At 38.1% G+C, this 17609-nt stretch carries 17 protein-coding genes and 1 pseudogene; 7 read left to right on the plus strand and 11 right to left on the minus strand.

Annotation, left to right across the window (positions count from 1 at the left end; translation table 11 throughout):
- Positions 1 to 586: 586 nt before the first annotated feature.
- Together NV349_RS12385 and NV349_RS23165 are read right to left on the minus strand one after the other, a co-directional pair.
- Positions 587 to 799: a hypothetical protein gene (locus tag NV349_RS12385; RefSeq protein WP_089932695.1), complete on the minus strand. Its 213-nt coding sequence runs from the start codon at positions 797 to 799 to the stop codon at positions 587 to 589.
- A gap of 287 nt (positions 800 to 1086) precedes the next feature.
- The gene (locus NV349_RS23165) at positions 1087 to 1302 is read right to left on the minus strand and encodes a hypothetical protein (protein ID WP_334312302.1); all 216 of its coding nucleotides are present in this window, start codon (positions 1300 to 1302) and stop codon (positions 1087 to 1089) included.
- A 282-nt stretch (positions 1303 to 1584) separates the two neighbouring features.
- On the opposite strand from NV349_RS23165, the gene NV349_RS12395 reads away from it, so the two are divergent.
- The 4 genes from NV349_RS12395 to NV349_RS12410 all read left to right on the plus strand — a co-directional run bounded on the left by NV349_RS12395 (position 1585) and on the right by NV349_RS12410 (position 5121).
- Positions 1585 to 2778, plus strand: coding sequence for a Ger(x)C family spore germination protein (locus NV349_RS12395; RefSeq protein WP_089932925.1), 1194 nt, complete (start codon positions 1585 to 1587; stop codon positions 2776 to 2778).
- A 306-nt stretch (positions 2779 to 3084) separates the two neighbouring features.
- Complete coding sequence (locus tag NV349_RS12400; protein ID WP_089932693.1) at positions 3085 to 3951, plus strand: AraC family transcriptional regulator; 867 nt, start codon at positions 3085 to 3087, stop codon at positions 3949 to 3951.
- A gap of 15 nt (positions 3952 to 3966) precedes the next feature.
- Complete coding sequence (locus NV349_RS12405) at positions 3967 to 4548, plus strand: GNAT family N-acetyltransferase (protein ID WP_036117099.1); 582 nt, start codon at positions 3967 to 3969, stop codon at positions 4546 to 4548.
- Between the two features lie 141 nt (positions 4549 to 4689).
- Complete coding sequence (locus NV349_RS12410; protein WP_271910082.1) at positions 4690 to 5121, plus strand: hypothetical protein; 432 nt, start codon at positions 4690 to 4692, stop codon at positions 5119 to 5121.
- A 97-nt stretch (positions 5122 to 5218) separates the two neighbouring features.
- On the opposite strand, the gene NV349_RS12415 is transcribed toward NV349_RS12410, so the two are convergent.
- Positions 5219 to 6064 carry an alpha/beta fold hydrolase gene (locus NV349_RS12415; RefSeq protein WP_036117103.1) on the minus strand — a complete coding sequence of 282 codons (846 nt, stop codon included), beginning with the start codon at positions 6062 to 6064 and terminating at the stop codon, positions 5219 to 5221.
- A gap of 591 nt (positions 6065 to 6655) precedes the next feature.
- Here NV349_RS12415 and NV349_RS12420 point away from each other — a divergent pair.
- Positions 6656 to 7141: a tetratricopeptide repeat protein gene (locus NV349_RS12420; protein WP_058843653.1), complete on the plus strand. Its 486-nt coding sequence runs from the start codon at positions 6656 to 6658 to the stop codon at positions 7139 to 7141.
- Between the two features lie 34 nt (positions 7142 to 7175).
- On the opposite strand, the gene NV349_RS12425 is transcribed toward NV349_RS12420, so the two are convergent.
- From NV349_RS12425 to NV349_RS12445, 5 genes are all read right to left on the minus strand, one after another.
- Positions 7176 to 7394, minus strand: coding sequence for a DUF3955 domain-containing protein (locus NV349_RS12425; protein ID WP_036117114.1), 219 nt, complete (start codon positions 7392 to 7394; stop codon positions 7176 to 7178).
- A gap of 350 nt (positions 7395 to 7744) precedes the next feature.
- Complete coding sequence (locus NV349_RS12430) at positions 7745 to 8788, minus strand: phosphotransferase family protein (protein ID WP_271910083.1); 1044 nt, start codon at positions 8786 to 8788, stop codon at positions 7745 to 7747.
- 12 nt (positions 8789 to 8800) lie between these two features.
- Positions 8801 to 9577, minus strand: coding sequence for an SDR family oxidoreductase (locus NV349_RS12435; protein WP_036117118.1), 777 nt, complete (start codon positions 9575 to 9577; stop codon positions 8801 to 8803).
- A complete protein-coding gene (locus NV349_RS12440; RefSeq protein WP_271910085.1) occupies positions 9574 to 10809 on the minus strand; it encodes an acyl-CoA dehydrogenase family protein in 1236 nt (411 codons plus the stop codon). Before NV349_RS12440 ends, NV349_RS12435 begins: the two co-directional genes overlap by 4 nt.
- A 673-nt stretch (positions 10810 to 11482) precedes the next feature.
- Positions 11483 to 12376, minus strand: coding sequence for a LysR family transcriptional regulator (locus NV349_RS12445; RefSeq protein WP_101966727.1), 894 nt, complete (start codon positions 12374 to 12376; stop codon positions 11483 to 11485).
- A gap of 140 nt (positions 12377 to 12516) precedes the next feature.
- Between NV349_RS12445 and hutG the strand changes: the two genes are divergently transcribed.
- Both hutG and gltS read left to right on the plus strand, forming a co-directional pair.
- A complete protein-coding gene (gene hutG, locus NV349_RS12450; RefSeq protein WP_271910087.1) occupies positions 12517 to 13482 on the plus strand; it encodes a formimidoylglutamase in 966 nt (321 codons plus the stop codon).
- Positions 13479 to 14663: a sodium/glutamate symporter gene (gene gltS / locus NV349_RS12455; RefSeq protein ID WP_058843652.1), complete on the plus strand. Its 1185-nt coding sequence runs from the start codon at positions 13479 to 13481 to the stop codon at positions 14661 to 14663. Before hutG ends, gltS begins: the two co-directional genes overlap by 4 nt.
- Before the next feature lie 51 nt (positions 14664 to 14714).
- On the opposite strand, the gene NV349_RS12460 is transcribed toward gltS, so the two are convergent.
- The 3 genes and pseudogenes from NV349_RS12460 to NV349_RS12470 form a co-directional block, all read right to left on the minus strand.
- On the minus strand, positions 14715 to 15977 hold the full coding sequence (locus NV349_RS12460; protein WP_271910089.1) for a polysaccharide deacetylase family protein: 1263 nt from the start codon (positions 15975 to 15977) through the stop codon (positions 14715 to 14717).
- A 474-nt stretch (positions 15978 to 16451) separates the two neighbouring features.
- Positions 16452 to 17288, minus strand: coding sequence for a D-alanyl-D-alanine carboxypeptidase family protein (locus tag NV349_RS12465; RefSeq protein ID WP_271910091.1), 837 nt, complete (start codon positions 17286 to 17288; stop codon positions 16452 to 16454).
- 128 nt (positions 17289 to 17416) lie between these two features.
- Positions 17417 to 17575: pseudogene (locus NV349_RS12470) on the minus strand (histidine phosphatase family protein); the annotation flags it as partial.
- Positions 17576 to 17609: the final 34 nt, after the last annotated feature.

Here is a 17609-nt window from a genome sequence, read left to right on the forward strand (position 1 = left end):
TTTTGATTCGTTATAATACTACGATAAGTTGGAGCACTGAACAAGTTAAAATATTTTCCAATAAACTTTTAAGGGGATTTAATGGTTTTTCGAGAAAATAAATTGCCCTTTCAAATTTTATAGTGTTTATTCTATAAAATACTTTGCAGAGCAAGTAAACAAAAGGACCAGTCACTCTCCATGAGCGCTGGTCCTCTCATATTGTTGAAAAAGATGCTATTTTACTAAAATTCTATTGCTTGTTTTGTTTTTCAACACTATGAAAATCTTCTTGATCACTATACAAATATACAAAAAGGACTAGATCCCTACATCCTCATGTGGGTCCTAGCCTTTTTAGTGAAAGTGAATCTTACTAATTTTGCTTAGCTTTTGATTCAATTAAGAATACGTCTAAATTCCATAAAGGTTTCATTTTTTCGTTAAAAATCGATAATGCTACACAAAAAGACCAGGAAAACACGAAAAATGTGCTCCTGGTCCCTTTGTGAAAAGTGAATGTTACTAGTTTGCTTTAGTTTTTGTATTCTACTAATGAGTTAGACGAGTGATGTTTTAAAAAAGTTACATCTATTTTAAAAAGTTTTTATTCCACCAATTTTACAACAAAATCAAACATGCCCTCCGCACCATCTATCGTAATAATGGACATAGAATACATTCCTTCTGGCATAGTATAGCTTCCTTTTTCCAGTATTGCCGTATGTGCTTTTCCAGCTGCTAATGTCCCTTGAGCCCATAGCTTGCCATCTGAGTCAATCATTTTCCAACTAAATTGTTGTGTGCCTTTATTTTTCACACTGTATTGAATGCCTAGCTTGTCTGGTGAATGGTTACTATAAAAGGTGTCATGAAACTCACCATTTCCAGTTGTTCCATCACATAATTTATAGAAAGCCTATGGTACACTGCTACTTCCTTTTTTTGGGGTTGAACAGCATTTTTCATAATTCTCAATTTTCTTTCTATTTCCCAGGCAATTAACTACTGCCATATAGAGAAGCAGTATACTATAGTAGTGTAAAGCTAATTAGCCTTACACCTCCAAGACTTGTTACTAGGGTCACTGTTCATGCAGTGACCCGCTTATGATTGATAAACCCCTAAAGGATTTCCATCTTTTGTTTTTCCCTCCCCTCCTAGAGCATTGACTTTCACATCAGGGTCCACTAAAAATTGATAGGTCTCTTCGATTTTGTGCAACATGAAATTAAAATATTTACCGACCCCAAAATGTATCTCTGGAAAACGTAATGGCTGGTGTTCCTTCGCTTTTACTAAACAAATGACGGTGTTTTTCATGATAGCTGCCCCGTCTTCTATTATATAGAAGCTTAAATGACCATATGTCCTCATACCATTTTGCCGATAATTTGGGTTCTTTTATTAGGATAAAAATGATTTCTACACCTATTTCTACTTCCTTGATTGCCATTTCCTCCATTTCCCCGCTTTTATACATACAGGTTCCCTTTCCATACTTTACTTTCCTCCAAAAAGAATCTCGTCGATATCGATTATTTTGCATGGCTTTTGCTTATCCTTAATAGTATCGGAAATGACTTAGCCCTTTTCCTAGAGGAGGTGCCCATCATCAAACACACACTATTTTTCATCCTACTGCTTAGCGTGATTCTCTTGCTAGGTGGCTGTTGGAATAAACGAGAGTTAAACGAATTAGCCATTGTTACGGCTGTTGGGGTCGATAAATCAGACGAGCTTGTTGAAATCTCCGTTCAAATCGTTAACCCTAGTCAAGTAGCCTCGAACAAAGCAACCAGCTTTCAAGTTCCTGTTTTCACCTATCACGCAAAGGGAAAATCCTTATTTGATGCCATTCGAAAATTAACAACGCTAACGCCAAGGAAGCCTTATTATGCACATGCTCAGATCATTATTATTGGAGAGGAAATGGCTAAAGAAGGAATGAATAGCATTTTGGATTTATTTCAAAGAGATGCTGAGGGTCGGAGCGAATTTAACATTATCGTTACCCAAGAATCGACTGCACAAGAAATTTTAAGTGTTTTAACACCGCTAGAGGATGTTCCTGCCAGTAAAATGTTTAAATCCTTAAAGGTTTCAGAAGCTGCATGGGGAACGACAGAATCTGTAATTTTAGATGATTTAGTCCAATCTTTAGGTGGTATTGATCATAGTGCCGTATTACCTTCTATTCAAATACTCGGAGATGCGGATATTGGAAAATCTATTAGCAATATAGAAAAAATTGAGAGCCCTGTACAATTACAATATGGTGGAATGGCCGTTTTTAAAAATTATAAGCTAATTGGCTTTTTAACCGAACAAGAAAGCAGAGATTATAATTTTTTAAACAATCATATAAAAAGCACGTTTGAAAATATTGCCTGCCCTGAGCAAGGAAAAATATCGACAGAAATTATCAATTCTTCAACAAAAGTGACGGGCCATTTTCAAAATGACAGCCCTTCCATTACGATTCAACTTGATATTGACCAAAACATAGCTGAGGTAGGTTGTCATCTGGATTTAACGAAACCTGAAACTATCGATGCATTAAATAAAGAGACGAGTAGACAAATTAAAGAGAGCTTAGAACGCACGCTTCATACGATCCAACAAACCTATCAAGCCGACATTTTAAAATTTAGTGAAGTGCTACACCGAGAGGACTACCATGCATGGAATCGAATAAAAAAAGACTGGCCAACCCTTTATCCCGAGCTAATCGTTCGTATTAAGGTCGATGTTCATACAAAAGGAATCGGGACTGCTACAAAATTAAAACTAAATTAAGCAACCAAAAATGACCAGACTCTTTTTCAGAGTGCTGGTCATTTCCATTAACAGCCGCTTCAAATGTAATGAGTGACGTTTCTTGATTAGGTTGTTTTAAGATACGTGTAATTCGCTGAACATATTATGCCAAAGAAAAATGGGAACATAGAGCTAACTATCATTATCTTGTAAATTTGAATTGAACGTTTAATTCAATATTTCTATTGATTTCATGTTGATGACCATTTAATGTACAAATTAGCACAAATTATCAAAAAATACTTTCGCTGAAACAGTACTATTAAGTCGAGAAAGGATGATGGTATGGATTATTTTGAAAGAATACAAAACGCCATAGAGTTTATTGAGGACAATCTACAGGAAAAGTTAACGATCACAGCTATTTCTTCCCAATCTTACTTTTCTGCATTTCATTTCCAACGACTTTTTCAAGCTATTACAGGATTTTCGGTACAGCAGTATATTCGCAACAGAAGGCTTTCTGAAGCGGCCTCTCTATTAGTAACTACTCCCAAGAACATACTGGAAATTGCGATCAACTTTCAATATGGTTCTCAAGAGGCGTTTACACGAGCATTCGTTCAATATTTTGGCGTCACACCTGCTAAGTACCGAAAAGGAGCCAACTCCATACCACTTCTAACCAAAATGAACTTTTTGGATTATAAACTGGAAGGAGAACTCCCTATGCAGCGACCAGAAATACTTCAATTACCTAAAAAATGTATCACTGGCTATGAATACAAAACGTCCTTACAAAACGATCAGTATTATGCAGACATCCCAAGCTTTTATTTAGATTTTGGCCAACAGCAGTATTATGAGCGAATCTCACATAAGGTAGCCCCTAATATGGCATATGGCATTTCTACAGGTTTTCAAGAGGATGGTCAATTTTCCTTTATTGTAGGAGAGGAAGTTCATTGCTTTGAGGAGCAATTAGAGAAAGGCTTCGTTCACCTTGAAATTCCTGCTGGTAAATATGCGGAATTCACATTGAATAGCACTGCGGAAGGAATTCAAAATACAAGACGTTACATTTACGGAGTATGGCTACCAAACTCTAATTATGAGCGAGATGCAGGCCCTGATTTTGAAATAACCGATGTCATGCAATCTATCTATCCACATGATATGAAGATGACAATATACATTCCCATTAAAGAATAAAAAGGAGCAACATCAATGATTATTGAAAAAGTATTTAAACAATTCCCAATCTTACATTCAACAACTTTGGAATTAAAAAAAATAGAAGAATCCCATTTACAAGAATTATTTGCCATTTATGATAATGACAAAGTATTTGAGTACTGCGGAATCATCCCAAAACACAACTTACAAACTGTTCAAAAAATGATTGCTCATTTTGAACGAGATTATTCGAAGAAAAGCAGAATTAAATGGGGTATTTTCGAAAAATCACAAAGTGAAAAACTAGTAGGTATTATCGAAGCAATGGACTTTAATCAAAAAGTAGATATGGTAACAATTGGTTACTATTTAGCTGAGACATCTTGGGGCAAAGGCATCGCTACAGAGGCAGTCGAAATCATTGTGAAATTTTTATTAGAGGATGTAAATGTTAATCGAATTCAAGCTGAGGTCATGCCGTTAAATGAGCCTTCGAAAAAAGTCCTGCTAAAAAATGGCTTTTTAAAAGAGGGTCTATTGAGACAAGCTTCATTATGGTCTGGTAAAGGAGTTGTCGATTTAGAAATATATAGTTTATTGCAAGGCGATTGCAAACATGATCTGCAAAGCTAGACTCTACTTGTGAGTCTAGTCTTTTCTTTTATTCTACAAACAATTGGACATTTTACCATCTCCCAAATGCTCTTTGACATAGATTAGAAATAGGTGCCTCGTGCTAGCAAGACATTCAAACCATAAAGGAGCGTTTAAGGAATGGATGAAAACAGATCTTTAACACGAATGAATTGGGAGTTTAATAATTATCATAAGTTTGCTAAATGCTATTGTGCCTCAAAGAATTTTTGCTCAGGTTACTATTCTGACATCGATCATCATGTGGATGAGGAAGAGTCATATACAATCAAATACTATAATAGCCCCCAATATGAAAAAACATATAAGAAGAAGGAGCAAGCCAAAAAGCAGTGTGACAGTTGTATTTGCCATCATTTAGAATATTTTAAACCTGGAACTTTAGTCGATGTATACCTCTCGAACGGCTGTCAATTTTTAAGTATTTACTTTATCTATCTTGATTCGCAAAGTTGCTGTGGGTATTTCCTTCAAATAGATGATCAAGCCGTTCCTGTGATGATTGACTGTCGACAAATTGATGCGATACGCAAAGCTTGTTCTGCAAGCTAATACTTTGGCTCTTCCCTTTTGGGAGTAGCCTTTTTTATGGTTAAAGAAAGGAAAAAGGCTGGTTATTTGCTATAAAAGCATCACCAGCCAAAAATAACTATCCTTCGTTTATCCATGCAATTAATTGTTCATCAAAATATTCAGGTTCTTCCAGCATAGGATTATGACCACTTTTTTCAAAAATAACTTTCTTTACATGAGGAGTACACTCCATTGCATCCCATAATGATACAGGCGCAACTAAATAATCATACCTACCTAGACCGACAAAAATCGGCATGTTTAAGTGATGTATTTGCTGTAAAAGGTTCTGCTCAGCAAAAGCTACACCCCAAAGATAATCAATGATTTCCATATTCGGATACACGCCATCCCATGTAGAGGTAGCGTTGAATGTGTAATCATAAAAGCTATGTGCACCCATCCGAATACACATATGAACAAAACGTCGTTCAGGTTCTCTCTTTAGATCCTGTTCCAATAAAGCAATATCCTGCTGAAATTGATGTTTACGCTTCGCACTTGCATATGCCTCAAAATAAGACAAACTTTGTTGCTGTCTCTTTTGGCTGTTCGTTGTTGCTGTATTTAATAGGATCATTTTTTGAACATGCTGAGGGTAGGCTTTGGCATACGCCACCGCCATAAATGCATGCCCCGAATGCCCTGCAATAATTAAGTCATCTAGCTTTAGGATTTGTCTTGCATGCTCTATATCCTCCACTATTTTATCCAATGTATAATCAGCTTGTTTAAATGCACGAGTTGGCTTGCCAAATCCTCGATGATCTAAAAAAATAAGCTGAAAATGTTGGGAAAAGTTTTCAGAGAACAAACGCGGATAATAAACACTGCTACCCACCACCAAAATCGGCTGACCTTGCCCTTTTATACAATAATTTAATTCAAATCCATCACAAATTATTTTTTGATAAGTCATCATCTTAATCCTCTTTTCTTGTTTTGTTTAATCACTCCCTTTCCTCTTGATGTTCCCGTGTCTTTTCCATTGAACGCTCTAGCATTCTATCACCTCATGAATGTTACTATGACATAAACAATACCATTCCTACAGGTTTCTAGCAATTCGAGATCATGTATAATAAACAAAAGGATCAGCATTCCTTAGTAGGCACTCCAGCTAGCCAAGAAGATCAGCAGCAACCTCATGTACAATTTCATGCTGATTATGTAACATTCATTGAAATATTTGGGGGTGCCTATGCTGGAATAGCAGTTCATGCTTTTTCTAATGGCTCTAGTATTGGAAACAAAACCTTTGTCGATTTAACTAACCCTGGATTTTCGTCACCAATACAAAGATGTTCTATCTCCAAACATTCTAGACACTAGCTATGTCTTTTCAATGGATGGTGAGGGCAATCCCATTTTTATCGATTCATCAGGTAAGGTTTTCATTTGTTATCATGATTCGGGAGAAATGAGGCTATTAGTAGATTCATTCGAATTGTTGATTGAAGATTATTTTCGCGAATGGTAATTTATTATAAAATATAACGAGAGGGTTAATAATATGGATAAACAAATAGCACATCTTATCACATTGAGAAAAAACGGACAGCTTGAGGAAGCAAATCAATTGATGGTGGGACTAGTCAAGGAACATCCTGAAAATGCTTACTATCAATTTCAATGTGCCTGGACCTTTGATTCTTTAGGAAAAGAAAAGGAGGCAGTCCCCCATTATGAAAAAGCGATTAAATTAGGACTGGAACCAGATGTTTTAATAGATGCTTATCTTGGTTTAGGTAGCACTTATCGGACATTAGGGCAATATGAGCAAGCCGAACAAATCTTTATACAAGCCATTCACGAATTCCCTGAAGCCGAGCATGTCAAGGTCTTCTATGCCATGACACTTTACAATCTTGGCAACCATGTAAAATCGATGGAGACATTACTTCAGACATTATTACGTACAACCAATCATCAGGGCATTCAAGATTATAAAAAAGCTATTCACTATTACAGCGATAAACTTGATCAAATATGGTCGTAAAAAAACAGGCTCCTATTTAGGGCCTGTTTTAGCATTATTTTGCGACATTCATATTTTTTATTTTTGAAAAAAGGGCCATAAATAAGAATGTCAGTATGCCACTAAAGAAAAATAGATAGCTTAATGGAATGAAAAAGAAATTCTTCTCCACGATCGTTCCATCCGCTAATATTTCATCACCAATAATCCCCTTTATAAATAAACATAAAACCCCAAGTACCATTGGAATTGTAGCTAGTAAATATTTTTTCATTGTTGCTTCCTCCATCTATTTGTTTAAATTTGTATTTGATCAATTATCAAACACCTATTCACTATTGTTATAATAGCTTTATACACATTCTAAGTCAACAATTATTTATCGATAAACAATAAAATATTGTTGTTTTATATAAAATCCTTTTTTTCGCAAAAAGAAGGCATATGTGATAAAATAAGAACATACATTCCATCTCTCTTAATTTTTTTACGTGTGTTGTTTTGGCTATTAAGAAGGGTTGGTGCGAGTAGCTATAAATAATTATATTTTATAATGTCGGATAATCTGTTATTGAGAGCAATAAAAAAACAGTTACTTAGTAAAAAGTAACCGTTTTTTAGAATTTATATCGATTTAGAAGCCTGTTGTATGAGTGCAGCGACCATTTTATCCAACTGAGCAAAGCGGTCGTCCTGTGTTTGCCCCTTAGCATAACGATAATAAATTTGCTGACAAATAACGGCTAATTTGAAATAAGCAAATGTACAGTAATAATGAATAGTCGAAACATCTCGCCCACTTTTCTCCGCATATCGTTCAATAAACTGTTGTCGCGTATAAAAGCCTGGTAAAATGGTTACTGGTGGTTCTCCCAGTGCATATAACAACATTTTCGGGTCATCCGCATGCATCCAGTAGCTCATTGCTACACCGACATCGGCTAATGGGTCCCCTACCGTCGTCATTTCCCAATCAAAAAGGCCAATCATTTCGGCATAGTCCTCAGAAAACATCGCATTATTTAATTTATAGTCATAATGAATAATGGTTGCCTCATTATTGGAAGGAATATGATTTTTTAACCACTCTGTCAAAATAGCTACTTCCGCATGCTCTGCTGTTTTGGCCTTTTCATAGCGCTCTATCCAGCCATGAACTTGTCGTTCCATAAATCCATCAGGCTTCACCATATCCTTTAACGCTGTGTCTTGGTAGGGAATGGCATGAAGCGCCACTAAAGAGTCTACCATCATTTCGGACAACTGACGGGCTAGCTCCTCTGTTGGCTCTGTCCCATTTGGAAAATGCGTATCGAGAACAATACCTTTTTTGCGCTCCATTAAAAAGAAGTCGCTACCAATAACATCTCGATCCTCTACATAGACATATGGCTTTGGAACCGCTGTTAAAAACAGATGCAATGCTGATAAAATTGTAAATTCACGCTTCATATCATGTGCTTTCTTGGCTACTGGTCCAAGCGGTGGACGACGAAGAACGACTTCGAAATCAGCTATTTTTAAACAATACGTTAAATTGGAATGCCCTGCACTAAATTGCGAAATTTCAAGTTCACCCTGTGGTAGCTCAGGAAAATAGCTTGCCAAAAAGGCATGTAATTTGTCCACATCTAAACGCTCACTTGCCCTTACTTGCATCGTATCCATTTTATTCCCTCCCTAAATGATAGAGCTCATGCCCCCATCTACAACAATGACATCACCTGTTACATAGTCTGAAGCTGGTGCTGCTAAAAATAACGCCACACCTTTCAAATCATTTTCTGAGCCTAAACGTTTTAACGGTGTAACGTCCATCAAATAGTCCTGTCCTCGTTCAATTAAAACATTGGACATTTTCGTTGGGAAAAATCCAGGTGCTATCGCATTGACATTGACACCGTGTGGTCCCCATTTAACAGCTAAATCCTTCGTTAAGGTTATAACGGCCCCTTTACTCGCATTATAGGCAATGGTATCCATAAAGGCGGGAAGTGTGCCCCCAAGTCCTGCGATGGAAGCAATATTAATAATTTTGCCGCTTTTCTGCTCCAGCATAATTTTGCCCACTGCTTGGCTCATCAAAAAGGTCCCGTTGACATTGACATCAAATACTTTTTGCCAGGCTTCGTAGGGCATATCAATGGCAGGTGTCCCCCATGAAGCACCACTATTATTGACTAAAATATCTATTTTACCGAATGTAGTAATCGTTTTAGCCACCACATTAGCAATATCCTCTGGTTTTGTGACATCACAGGCTAGTGCTAATGTTTGAACACCTAGCTTTTCAAGTGCTATGGCAATCTCCTCACACGCTTCCACTTTTCTTGAGCATAAGACGACATTGGCCCCAGCCTCTGCAAATCCTTGAGCAATTTGCGCTCCGAGTCCCCGTCCCCCACCTGTCACTATCGCTGTTTTACCTTTTAAGCTAAATAACTCTAGGACCGTCATTTCATCAGCTCCTCTTGTTTTTTCGCATGCTTTTTCAATTCTAATTTAGCAATGGTATTACGATGTACTTCATCAGGACCATCTGCTAAACGTAATGTTCGTGAGTTTGCCCATTGTGCAGCAAGCGTCGTATCTGGCCCAACACCAGCCGCACCAAATGCTTGGATGGCTCGGTCAATAACCCTTAGTGCCATATTTGGTGCCACTACCTTAATCATAGCAATTTCAGCTTTAGCCTCTTTATTGCCTACTGTGTCCATCATATAGGCCGCTTTCAATGTTAAAAGTCTTGCTTGCTCAATATCCATACGAGATTCAGCAATACGCTCACGCATTACTCCTTGATCTGCCAACGGTCGATGAAACGCCTGTCGCTCCTGAACACGCACACACATTTCCTCCAATGCGCGCTCCGCAGCACCGATGAGACGCATACAGTGATGAATTCTTCCCGGTCCTAGTCGACCTTGAGCAATGGCAAACCCTTTTCCTTCTCCCCATAAAATATTGTCCACTGGTACACGTACATTGGTAAAGGTAACTTCACCATGTCCTTCTGGTGCATGATCGTAGCCAAAAGCAGTCAGCATACGCTCTACTTTTACCCCTGGTGTATCCATCGGTACGAGAATCATAGACTGTTGCTCATGGATAGGGGCATTTGTATCCTTATGTTTACCCATAAAAATGGCCACTTTACAGCGAGGATCCCCAGCACCTGTCGTCCACCATTTATGGCCATTTAAAATGTATTCATCGCCATCTCGCTCAATGCTCGCCTCTATATTGGTAGCATCACTAGATGCAACAGCGGGCTCCGTCATCGCAAAGCATGACCGTATTTCTCCTCGTAACAATGGTTCAAGCCATTGCTTTTTTTGTTGTGCTGAGCCATAACGTACAAGCACTTCCATATTTCCAGTATCTGGTGCATTACAATTAAACACTTCTGGTGCCAGTAGTGAACGTCCCATAATTTCACATAAAGGGGCGTATTCTAAATTGCTTAATCCTGCTCCATATTCACTATCTGGCAAAAATAAATTCCACAATCCCGCCTGTTGTGCCTTCTGTTTCAATTCCTCCATAATGGGTGGAATCGCTCCCCAACGATCCTCCATAGCCTCTACCTGCGCTGCATAAACAGCCTCATTTGGATAAATGTATTGCTCCATAAAATTCGTTAGCTTGTCCTGTAACTTCACAACTTTTTCACTATAAGAAAAATTCATTGGAAGATACCCCCTTTGCTTGAACTTTAAAAATGAATGAAAATTCATTTTCATCGTGTTGAAAAACAAAACCATCCATAGCATTTTTGTGAAAGGTGAAAATGGATTTCCGTTGCAGGCTACTTGCTTTCCTGTCGGCGAGCGACGAGCCGCTTCCGCTCCGTTTAGAGGCTCGCCTGTCTCACTATCCCCCTTCCACTCCAATTCATATAAATGTTTCTTTTTAGCAAGGTTTTCAACTAAAGTGAAGTTATTCACTACCCTTTATGGAGATGTGTTGTCACTTACCACTTCTTCACATTGAAAATAAAGGGCTATTTTGTTCACTACGGCTCGTATGAAAGAGAAGGAAAAGACACTTTTACCACATGGTTGATTGGAGTGGAGCTAGCGTCACTAACGTCACAGGTGAGACCCTAGAGAGAATGCAGTGAGTGAAGCGGCTCATCGGACGCACGCTGGAAAGGACGCTGGCGGAACGGAAATCAACCCTTCGCCTTGCCAAAAAGTCTTTTTCTGCTATTGCCATAATCTTATTTCAACAACATAAAATGAATGAATATTCATTTTCATTCTTACATTAAATGTTACCGCTATTTTTCTAGTAAAGCAATGTTCTATTATGAATTTTCTAATAAAACAGAAAAAATATGTCTTAAGGATTGCTTGCATGTTATAGCATCTTATTTTCAAAAGAATGCAAAATATCTTTCAATAATTGTCGGATAGCCAATGGTAAATGACGATTTTTTAAAGATACTAAATAAACATTGCGACTTAAATTTGCACCTTCAATCTCTTTTTTTACAATGGTTTTGGCTGTTGGTCCTTGCAAATAGTTTTCAGGTAATATCGTTATCCCTAACTGTTCACGCACTAGTGAGACAGCCGTTTCAAAACGTTCGATTTCAAATTGTATGTTGATGTTTTTCCCAGCCTTTTCAAACATCGTTAAAATATCGTGTCTTGTTTGAAAGCCCTCGGTACTAATAATAAATGGCTCTTCACTAATATCCGAGATGGTTAAAGTCTCTTTCCTGGCTAACGGATGGTGTAAGGGTAACACTGCAACCAACCTCTCTTCATATAAGGTTTGGACTTCCAACTCTGGATCATCCATTAACTGATTCGTTATGATTAAATGGGTTTTATAGCTTTTTAACGATTTCTTCACACGTTTACTGCCTAAAATATCGACTAAATGAATCTTCATTTGTGGATAATCCTTTTTATAGTTAGCGATTACTTTAGGCAACCAATGCTTGATCGATTCCATAACACCAATGGTGATGTCCCTCGTGCCATGAACAATGACTTCATCCATTTCAATTTTCAATACTTCCATATTTTTCACAATAACTTTTGCCCGTTCAAAAAGTAGCTCTCCAGCTTCTGTTAATTGCAGATTTCTAGTATTTCTCTCCAATAAGGGGGAACCAATCTCTTGTTCTAATTTTTTGATAGCATTACTTAAGGAAGGCTGCGAAATATGCAGTCTTTCTGCGGCTTTCGAGAAATTTCTTTGTTCTGAAACAGCAATAAAATAGTGTAGTTGTTTAATATCCACTTATATAATCCTCCTTCATTTATAGTTAAAAGCTATAAGTTAATATTAATTATATATTAGTAATTATAATTATGTGAATATATAATGAATTACAACAATACTTTTTCTACAATAATTTTAACAATGGGGTGAATAGGATTATGTACACACTGACAGATCAAAAACAATGGAAAGGCCGTATAGATTCAACGACAAATACAAGCAGTTTTCGTTTACATCAACAAGTAAAAAGATTGGCGATTAATGATGTAAGCGCTTCAGATAAGAAAAGGGCTGCACTCGTTGGTTTTATTTGCGATGAAGGGGTACGTCGAAATCAGGGTCGTTTAGGAGCAGCCAATGGACCGAACGCACTACGGGAAGGACTAGCTAGTTTACCGTGGACATTTGAGGATGATCAACAAATCATTGATGTTGGCAACATCGTTTGTCTTAATCATGATTTAGAGGAAGCGCAGCGTGAGCTTGGTGAAATTGTCGGAACAGTATTGCAAAAAAAATGTCAATGTATTGTGCTTGGGGGCGGTCATGAAACACTTTATGGCCATTATTTAGGTGTTCGTTCGGCATTATCAAAGGATGCTAAAATCGGCATTATTAATATAGATGCTCATTTTGATTTACGACCATACGATGAACAACCTTCTTCTGGTACTATGTTCCGTCAAATTTTAGAACAGGATCCATATGCTGATTATTTTGTTGTCGGTATTCAACGCTATGGCAATACAAGAGAACTGTTCGAAAAAGCGGATGAATTACAGGTAAAGTATGTGTTTGAAGATCACATGACAGTAGCCAACCAACAGCAATTATTGGATGAGCTACAACACTATATGGATCAACATGATTATGTTCTTTTAACCTTATGTATGGATGTCTTGAATGCAGCGTTTGCTCCAGGTGTAAGTGCACCTTCACCGTTTGGACTTGACCCATCAACTGTACGCACGATCCTACAAAAAGTCACTGCACATCCTCATACACATTCATTTGATGTTTGTGAGGTCAATCCGTTATTAGATGAAAATGGACGAACGGTTAAATTAGGTGCTTATTTTGTGTATGAAGCACTGAACAACTTACTTAGGGGGCAAGGCTCATGATCGAAATTAATCAAATAACAACGGTGTTTTTAGCCGTCGCACTCTTTGCATTGGGAAGCTTTCTTATTAATAAAATTGGATTTTTAAAGCGATTTTGTATTCCAGCTCCAGTGGTAGGTGGTTTATTGTTCGCTGCTCTCGCTACCATCTTAAAAACAACTGGTGTTCTAGAAATATCGCTCGATACGTCCTTGCAAAGCTTATTTATGATTACGTTCTTCACAACGATAGGCTTAGGGGCAAGCTTTAAATTAGTGAGACTCGGAGGAAAATTATTAGTTATTTATTGGCTAGCCTGTGGCTTCCTTGCTTTAATGCAAAATGTCATTGGGGTATCACTTGCCTCCCTCATGGGGATTCATCCTTTAATCGGAATGATGGCTGGTGCTGTTTCCATGGAAGGTGGTCATGGGGCTGCTGCCGCATTTGGACAAACATTAGAAGATTTGGGCATTTCCTCAGCCATGACGATTGGGGCTGCTGCCGCAACTTGTGGTCTAGTTGCTGGTGGATTAATTGGTGGTCCGATTGTCAAATATTTAGTCGGTAAATACAATTTAACACCTGATGAACAAGAAGCTGAAGCAGTCGAATATGAAAATAAACACGAACAAATTACATCTGACTCGTTCTTTACACAAGTCTTATTGATTACGTTCAGCATGGCTGTCGGCACATATGTTGGGACATTATTCTCAGAAGCAACAGGCTTCGTCCTACCAGGCTATGTAGGCGCAATGTTTGTGGCTGTATTAGTACGTAATATTATGGATAAAGTTAAACCTCAAGCAATTAATATGAAAAGCATTTCATTAATTGGGGATGTAACATTAGGCGTGTTCCTTTCAATGGCATTAATGAGTATCAAATTATGGGAAATTGCTGATTTAGCGCTACCATTATTCATCATCGTTTTTGTGCAAGTATTCTTTATTGTCGTATTTAGTATCTTCGTTTTGTTTAAGCTACTCGGCAAAAACTACGATGCAGCTGTGATGGTAGCTGGTTTTGCAGGACATGGTTTAGGGGCAACGCCAAATGCTATGGCAAATATGTCAGCTGTTGTGCAACGCTTCGGACCTTCTCAAAAAGCCTTTCTTGTTGTACCAATTGTCGGCGCCTTTTTAATCGACGTGTTTGGGATTCCTATTATTATTACAACCATTAATTTATTTAAATAAAAGGAGCTGTGCAGTGGTCTCTAGAAGACAATTGCACAGCTTTTCTATTATTTATTGTAATATCTCACTCACTGTAACAAATTCATAGCCTTGTTTCTGTAAATAAAGAATGACATTTTCTAAACCATTCGCTGTCGTTTGATGAATATCATGCATTAAAATGATACTGCCATCTTTTACAGAGGCTTTCACATACGCTAAAATTTTATCCGCATTATGATGTTTCCAATCTAGTGTATCAATCGACCATAAAATCGAAGGGATCGTCATGAACGAGCGCACTTGATCATTTGTCGCCCCATACGGTGGACGGAAAACGGTTGGGTATTGGCCAATGGCTGTATAAATCGCATTACTTGTGCCATTGACTTCTTGTTTAACCTCCGCTATGGATAAAGCCGTTAATTTTTTGTGATTCAAGGTATGGTTGCCAATTTCATGCCCAGCCTCATAGACTTGCTTGACGATAGCAGCATTTCTTGACACATTTTTTCCTACCATAAAGAATGTAGCCTTCGCATCGTATTTATTTAAAGTCGCCAATATTTGCGGTGTTACCTTGGCGTTAGGCCCATCATCAAATGTTAAAGCTACACGTTTTTTAGCACCCTTCACTACTGGCACACCTTTATTATACACTTTATTATCGGTTAGCTGAATATTGGCTAGCTCAGAAGCTTTGACATACCCTTTTTGGTCGCCCGCTTCTACATAGGCCCAGCCTGCAAGCGTTATGTAATACTGGACAGCTGTATTATTGGCAAGTGTACCAAGAACTTCTCCATGCGGGCTAGCAGTTAAACGTAATTCAGCACCAGCCACAGCGTTGATTCGTTTCTTCGTTGGAACAGGTTTTTTTAAAGCATTTGTTGCCACATATCCTATATCCTGCCCATATTGGACGAAAGACCAGCCTCCAGGTGCTGTGCCATACACATAAATCATGCGTCCTTCATAAAGCGATCCTGCCTGCTGTGCATTTTGGCTTGGCGCAGTAAATAGCGTCGCACCACCCTTTTGAATGACTAAATAGCCGACAGACTTCAACTTGACTAAAACATCAGATGGCACAAAGCCTGCCTGCTCTGGCGTTTGAATATGTGTCCACCCTTTGCTTGCTTGCGTCACTGTGACAAAGTGTCCCTTCGCCAGTTCCCCCATCTCATTGCTAGTTGTGGAAGGCTTTTCATAAATGACCGTATCCTTCATCACTTTTTGAATTACCACTGGCCCTTCAGCACTTGCTGATAATTGCCCAGCAAATAAACACATCATCAATGTCAACACGATTGCATAGGGTAAAAATTTTGTCATTGTTCTTCACCGTCCTTAGATGTCTTCCCATGTCGTTTGCTAAAAAAATGCTAAGAATTAACTATCATTATAGAGTAACCATTCAGACCAGAAAATAGTAGTAATCGACTAGATTCCATCTTCCAAGACCCTTCACATCTGTATAATATTAACCTTACTACATTTCTCCTTCCCTTTTTTCTATAAAACTATGCGTAGATTATGATAATGACATGTTGAGCCCTCCTTTTTGTGGAGTGATTGAGTGGTTCGCTCCTATTTTGGAGCGAATTCCCCAGAGCTTCCCCAACCATGAGAGCATCTTCCCCGCATCAATAAGCAAAGGGCTACAAAAAGTAATCGTTTTGCTTGATCCAGGAGAGACTTCCCTCAAAAATGGATTACCTAGCACCATCACAAAACAAGAAATGTCTCCCTTTCAAATAAGACGTTGGAAACGATGAAAAAGTTGAGATGTTTTCATCTTTTTTCCACTTACAGGGCATCATAGGCAGTTAAAGCATCTTCGATATGAGGGGGTGGCGTCCAAACATAGGTCGGGGCATTGGTTGTAATGAAAAGAAATGATTTTCCTTCTTTTTCGATAATGGACGCCAGACAGAGCCCTGCTTCTGGTGTATACCCTGTTTTCCCTCCTAGTATGGGGCCATCTACACTAGGCACTTTTGTAAACAACGAGTTTGTGATAATTAATTCATTAGGCACATAGGTTGTATAGCTTTTCGAGGTAAATATTTGATAAAAGATAGGGTTTTCTAACGCATAGCGTAGAAGCTTACTGATATCCCGCACGCTAGATACATGTGCCTCATCATGTAGGCCACTGGTATTAACAAAATATGTATCATGCATGCCTAATTCCTGCGCCTTGTTATTCATCAAAGTGACGAATTTGTCCTCACTGCCTGCGATAGCATCTGCAAGAGTTCCTGTTGCATCGGCACCTGAGGCAAGGAGTGTGCCATATAATAAATCCTCCATTGTAACAAAGTCTCCTGCTTGAAAGCCTGCCATCGAAGCATTTTGGGCCGTATAGTTGGCAATCGTTTGTGGTTCTACAATTGTTTGTCTTTGTAAATCCTCTGTCATCTCTATGGCAACGATGGCTGTCATAATCTTGGTTAAGGAAGCTGGATAAATAATAGCATCTGCATTTTTTTCGTATAATACTTCGCCTTGTTCATTGAGCAATAAAGCATTATGACTATGTAATGATGGCAGTTCTAGCTGAGCGCGTTCATATATTTTGTTTGTATAATAAAATAAGAAAACCACGATACAAATACAACAACATAACATCCATTTTTTCATAAAAAAACGCCTCCTACACATTATAATAGGTGGCATTTCTGAATATTCCTTGAGAACAATGTGATGAACTCAAATATCTTTATATGTACTAATCATCTTCGATATTAGAACAAATTCTTGAGATTTCTTTATTGGTTGACTTGAATAATACATCTTGAGTGCCTTTTTTTATTAAGTCCTGCATAGACACCCTGTAAAATTCGCCCAGTCAGACCATGCGAGACAATAATCACTTTTGGGAATTGTTGAATCCCGTCAAGCCAAGATGTTAGTCTGCGCACAACAGTCTCATAACTTTCTCCATCCGGTGCACGAAAATAC

The organism is Lysinibacillus sp. OF-1, from assembly GCF_028356935.1.
GTDB lineage: Bacteria > Bacillota > Bacilli > Bacillales_A > Planococcaceae > Lysinibacillus > Lysinibacillus fusiformis_D.